General features: G+C 56.8%; 6 protein-coding genes. 4 read left to right on the top strand and 2 right to left on the bottom strand.

Annotated features, from left to right (window positions below; all coding sequences use genetic code 11):
- Positions 1–19 precede the first annotated feature (19 nt).
- Entirely contained in the window at positions 20–1,381 is a 1,362-nt protein-coding gene (locus HFM78_RS14015; RefSeq protein WP_287130073.1) for an HlyD family secretion protein, read from the bottom strand.
- A 106-nt stretch (positions 1,382–1,487) separates the two neighbouring features.
- Here HFM78_RS14015 and dapB point away from each other — a divergent pair, with 106 nt between their 5' ends.
- The 3 genes from dapB to HFM78_RS14000 are packed head-to-tail and all read left to right on the top strand — an operon-like array spanning position 1,488 to position 3,598.
- The gene (gene dapB, locus HFM78_RS14010) at positions 1,488–2,309 is read left to right on the top strand and encodes a 4-hydroxy-tetrahydrodipicolinate reductase (RefSeq protein WP_396033087.1); all 822 of its coding nucleotides are present in this window, start codon (positions 1,488–1,490) and stop codon (positions 2,307–2,309) included.
- A gap of 57 nt (positions 2,310–2,366) precedes the next feature.
- On the top strand, positions 2,367–2,825 hold the full coding sequence (gene bcp / locus HFM78_RS14005) for a thioredoxin-dependent thiol peroxidase (protein WP_287130071.1): 459 nt from the start codon (positions 2,367–2,369) through the stop codon (positions 2,823–2,825).
- Positions 2,822–3,598, top strand: coding sequence for a D-alanyl-D-alanine carboxypeptidase family protein (locus HFM78_RS14000; RefSeq protein WP_287130070.1), 777 nt, complete (start codon positions 2,822–2,824; stop codon positions 3,596–3,598). The genes bcp and HFM78_RS14000 overlap by 4 nt, the downstream gene beginning before the upstream one ends.
- Positions 3,599–3,795: 197 nt before the next feature.
- Here the strand turns inward: HFM78_RS14000 and HFM78_RS13995 are convergent, their stop codons facing one another.
- Positions 3,796–3,954: a hypothetical protein gene (locus tag HFM78_RS13995; protein WP_287130069.1), complete on the bottom strand. Its 159-nt coding sequence runs from the start codon at positions 3,952–3,954 to the stop codon at positions 3,796–3,798.
- A 76-nt stretch (positions 3,955–4,030) separates the two neighbouring features.
- On the opposite strand from HFM78_RS13995, the gene HFM78_RS13990 reads away from it, so the two are divergent.
- On the top strand, positions 4,031–4,273 hold the full coding sequence (locus tag HFM78_RS13990) for a hypothetical protein (protein WP_287130068.1): 243 nt from the start codon (positions 4,031–4,033) through the stop codon (positions 4,271–4,273).
- Positions 4,274–4,343 lie beyond the last annotated feature (70 nt).

Genomic DNA, 4,343 nt, shown 5'->3' with positions numbered 1-4,343 from the left:
GGTCTGTGCCATGGGGACCTCAGCGGGGTGTGCGGCTATTGGGCTGGGGGGAACCGAGGGGCGAATTGGTGTTCACCGGGCGGTCGTTGGGTTTGCGGCGAGCGGGTAGGGTGACGAAGACCCGTTCGCCTTCCTTGAGACCGCTCAGGACCTGGGTTTGACTGCCCACGGTGGCCCCGACTTTAATCGGTTGGAAGTCCGGTTTCGCCTCTTTTGCCTCGTCTTTGCTTTTGGGCGGGAGGTATACGCCCGTGGTTTCTTGCTCCATGACCACGGAGGTTGTGGGGACCATGAGTGCGTCTTTGACCTGACCCACCAGGAACTCGCCCTTGAGGTTCATCCCGGAGCGCAGGGGGGGTAGGCCCGCCGCCGCCAAGACCTGCACCCGGACTTCAAAACTAGTGACATTCTGGACGACCACCGCTTCCGGGGCGACGAGTCGGACCTTGCCCTTGAAAACTTGGTCGGGGTAAGCGTCTACCTGGAGATTCACCACCTGACCAGGATAAATATTGCGGATGTCGGACTCCGCCACACTGATGACGGCTTCTAGGGAGTTGGCGAGCGACAGGATGGAGGAGGAAGTGGCGGAGGAAGTGGCACTGGCGGAAGTCGTCGGGGTGACAAAGGCCCCTGGGTTAGTAAACTTCTGGGTGATGATCCCGGCGAAGGGGGCACGGATGACGGTGTTATCGAGTTGAGTCTGGATCGTCCGTAGATTGCCTCGGGCCTGGAGGACTTGGGCACGAGCGGCGGCGATATCCTCCTGGCGCGACCCGGCCTTCAGTAAGTCGAGTTGAGCTTGGGCTGCACTCAGACGGGCTTGGGCGGAGCGGTACTGGTCGTTGCTGAGATCCAGGGCACTCTGGCTAATGGCCCCCACTTTCACCAAGGCTTGATTCCGGTTAAAAGATTGCTCAGCGGTGGCGAGTTGGGCCGCAGCATCGCGCTGGCTGGCCTCAGCTTGGGCGACCTCCTGGGGACGATTCCCGGCCTGGAGTTTGGCTAGGTTTGCTTGGGCGGCAGCGACCCGGCCTTGGGCATCAAGGAGCGGGCCTTCGAGGTCTGTGGCATCCATGCGGGCCAAGACTTGACCCGCTTTAACTCGGTCGCCCTGTTCGACGTAGAGAGTGGCTAGTCGTCCGCTCTGTTTGGGGCTGATGTTGACCGGGGTGAGGGGTTTGACTACGCCGCTCGCGGTGACAGAAATCGTAATATTTTCACGGACTACGGGTGCGGTTTGGTTGCGCGTTTGGGCCAGGTCCGGGGTACTGGCATTGGAACCTAGCCCGGACCAGAGGACCACCGCCACCACGACTACCGCGCCCAAGCCGAGCCAGGGTGCCGTTTGTTGTAAAAGTTTGCCCGCTGCTGCCGCCATGAAATACTCCTGGGGGAATTGCCGCTTGTTACTTTAAGACTCTCTAATGTTACGCAAGGTTTCCCCTTTACTAAGACTGATCAAGCTAAGATCCGTCAAGTTAGCGATGGGCAGGATGAAACCGATTCCGGTAGTGGTGGTGGGCGCGGCGGGTAAGATGGGCCGCGTCGTAGTCAAGGGGATTCAGGCGGCCCCAGATTTAGAACTGGTGGGGGCGGTGGATGTGAGCCACCTGGATGAGGACGCGGGGGTATTGGCGGGTTGTGGTGAGATTGAGGTCCCAATTACCGCTGACCTCAAGACTTCCCTAATGATGTGTGCCCAGGAGCGCGAACCAGGGGTGATGGTGGATTTCACCCATCCTGCAACGGTTTACGACAATATCCGTGAAGGGGTGGCCTTTGGTCTCCGGGTGGTGGTGGGGACGACCGGGCTATCCCCTGCTCAACTGAACGAGTTGAGTGAATTTTGTGAGAAGGCCAGCACGGGCTGTATCGTCGCCCCCAACTTCGCCCTGGGCATGGTTCTGTTGCAACAGGCCTGTGCGCGGATGGCCCAGTATTTTGACCATGTGGAGATCATCGAGCAGCACCACAACCAAAAGGCCGACGCGCCCAGTGGCACCGCCCTCAAAACCGCGCACATGATGGCAGGCTTGGGCAAGACCTTTAACCTCACTGAAGTAGACGAGGCAGAACTCCTCACTGGAGCCAGGGGAGCCACAGGCGAAGACGGTATCCGCATCCACTCGGTGCGATTACCAGGGTTGATTGCCCACCAGGAAGTAATTTTCGGGGGACCGGGCCAAATCCTGACCCTGCGCCACGATACGACCGACCGAGAAGCCTACGTCCCTGGGGTCCTGCTCGCCATCCGTAAAGTCCGCCAGTACAAAAACCTCGTCTACGGACTAGAAAAAATCCTCTAACGCTTGACAAGCTTTACAGATGACTAGCACGATATGGACAGCTTAGGGACACCCGGAATGCTACTTGGCGGACCCGCTCCTCTTTTTGATTGCCCCGATGCTGAGGGCAACCCGGTCAGTCTCACGCAACTGCGCGGCAAAACCGTGGTCCTTTACTTCTATCCCCGCGACAATACACCGGGCTGCACTAAGGAAGCCTGTGGTTTCCGGGACTATTGGGTGGAATTACAGCAGTCGGGGGTCGTGGTCTTGGGGGTGAGTACGGATTCCCAAACCTCGCACCAGAAGTTCCGAGACAAATTTAACTTGCCCTTTGTGCTCCTCAGTGACCCGGAGGCCCAACTTGCCCAAGCCTACGGGGTCTGGGGCGAGAAGCAATTCATGGGTAAGACCTTCTTGGGGGTCAAACGGACGACCTTCATCATTGATCCCGCTGGTCAGGTGAGTCATATTTTCACTAAAGTCAACACCAATACCCACGCGCTCGATATTCTCAATGTCTTGAGGGCGGCATGAAAGACCTACCCGAGATCCCGATTGCTCGCCGCGAATATACCCCCGCCCCTAAGGTCCAGACCTACGCCAACCGTCAACGGCTGGTCCTTTTGACCGTACTGCTCCTGGGTGGTTTAACGGGCGGTGGGTTTTTCGTCTGGAGTCAGATGAACGCGCCCGTGGTTGCTACCCCGCCTACGCTAGTTCCCACCATCACAACTGAACTACAACCCACGACTGAACTAGAACCTGACGCACCCGCTGGTCTATTGGCCCACCGTCCTTACACCGAGGCTCCCCAATCCGCTCTTGCCGTGGTCAGCCGTACTAAAGACAAGGTGATTTACCTGCGTGAAGCCGCCGCGACCAAGTTCAAGGCGATGACCGCTGCGGCCCGCCAAGCCGGGGTCTTCATCGTGCCCATCTCGGGGTTCCGGGACCTGAAGTATCAGGAAAACCTGTTTAACCGCAATGTGGCCCGCTTGGGTGGTGTCCGCCAAGCCCGCAAAGTCAGTGCCCCGCCCGGTTACAGTGAACACCACACCGGCTACGCCATTGACCTAGGAGACGGTAAAGCTCCCGGTACGGTCCTGAAATCCAGTTTTGAACGGACGGCCTGTTTCCGCTGGCTCAAAGTCAATGCTGCGCGGTACGGCTTTGAACTCTCCTTCGACCGGGGGAATGCTCAAAAGGTCAACTATGAACCCTGGCACTGGCGGTTTATTGGGGATAAGGACAGTCTAGAGACTTTTTATGGTCAAGCGGCTCCAGCTCTCCCCGAGGCTCAGGGTTAATTAGGGCCTCAGAATTACGGCACGCCTCCGGTACGCTCAGCCCATGATTTGCAAATTCCTTGCTGAACTGACCGCCTAGCCTTTGCCCGGTGGTTCCTCGGTACCCCAGTCTGTCACTATCCTCAAAACTGAACTCCCCATCGAACCTATCCGCGCGGACTCTGTAGTTTTCTTGCCGGTTGAGAACGCAATCCTGATTACTGCGGGACGCGCTTGTCCTGGCGTGGCTTCAGGCCAAAGAGGAAAGCAATGGGTTGAACGCGACGGATCAGTAGTTCGTAGACCAAGCCTGAACCCACCAAGGTGAACCCGAGAATGAGGAGAAATTTAGCCGCTGCGGGTAGGTCCCAGCGCACCACATAGACAAATCGCTAACTCTGTACCGCCGCCAATTGCTCGCGTCCTTGCTGAATCCATCAGGAGAACTTTAGTATGCCGCAAATCTTTGAAATCTTTGGCTATCCCATAGCTGACCAATCTGAAGCAGCAGAAAGTAATCGTAGAGCGGCTCGCTGTCCGTTCATGGGTCGTGATTGCGATGGTGGTGGTAATCGTTATGCCTCGCAGATAGACTTGTCTCGCAACAGTGCTTTAGCTGCAATCTTTCCAGAGCATTCTAAACTTGCTTCTGGCGTTTGTTCCATTCAAGGGAACCTCGATTTATTAATAGGATGATAGGAAATTAGCTCCTAAGAGCTTTTGATTTTAAAATATCGATGATTTATTGTCTAAAATAACTTCTCCT

Source organism: Candidatus Cyanaurora vandensis (assembly GCF_013285555.1).
Classification (GTDB): domain Bacteria; phylum Cyanobacteriota; class Cyanobacteriia; order Gloeobacterales; family Anthocerotibacteraceae; genus Cyanaurora; species Cyanaurora vandensis.
The sequence above is the reverse complement of the archived record's forward strand: the minus strand, read 5'-3'. Positions and strand labels throughout refer to the sequence as shown.